The organism is Pseudomonas sp. EL_65y_Pfl1_R83, from assembly GCF_963970695.1.
Classification (GTDB): domain Bacteria; phylum Pseudomonadota; class Gammaproteobacteria; order Pseudomonadales; family Pseudomonadaceae; genus Aquipseudomonas; species Aquipseudomonas tritici.
The window spans coordinates 1-561 of record NZ_CAXAQI010000185.1; the positions used below are offsets into that span (position 1 = coordinate 1).

2 protein-coding genes are annotated in these 561 nt (G+C 63.3%); both read right to left on the reverse strand.

The window, feature by feature from the left end; translation table 11 throughout:
* Positions 1 to 197, reverse strand: a 197-nt coding sequence (locus AACY08_RS30725) for a DUF736 family protein (protein ID WP_445262054.1), incomplete at its 3' end; no start/stop codon positions are given.
* A gap of 140 nt (positions 198 to 337) precedes the next feature.
* Positions 338 to 561 (reverse strand): hypothetical protein (locus tag AACY08_RS28320; protein ID WP_339472408.1); only part of this gene is annotated, 224 nt, incomplete at its 5' end.

The following is a 561-nucleotide window of genomic DNA, read 5'->3' on the forward strand; positions in this document are numbered from 1 at the left end:
TGCACCCACGTGCGGCCCGGGGTGAGTGCGTGAATCTCATAGCGCGGCGCGCGCGGGTTGGCGGACTGAACGGGCTTCAGCGCGATCGTCATTGCGACCGCGAGCGTCGAGATGCGGCCCATGAAGATGCCGGCTTCGTTCTGCTTGATCTGACCGATGTTCATCGTAACGTCTCCTGTGTGTCTGCTGGACCCCATGTCCTCGACAACATCTTCAATCCCTCTCTCCTCCCCGGCCCTTCGGCCGGGCAGGGCGCGAAAGCGCCCCTCACCGACGCGCTTTTCGCGTGGCGGTGGACGATGGTAGGGAGTGGTAGGGAGCGTCCTGGGGCGGTCGTTTACGAGGAAGACGAGGTCAGTGCCGAACAGATGACGCTTGGCGGCGCGCCGGTGGCGTTCACCGCGTTGGTGAGACTGCGAAGAACGGTTTGTTTGATATCGGCGTGGAGCCTGTCCCGCTCGTCGCGGAATCGCGGTTCTGATGCGCTCAACTGTTCGAGGAGGGCGTCTTCTACCTGAAGTAGACTGACGGAGAGAGTGAACCGGACGCCGTCCGGTTGGG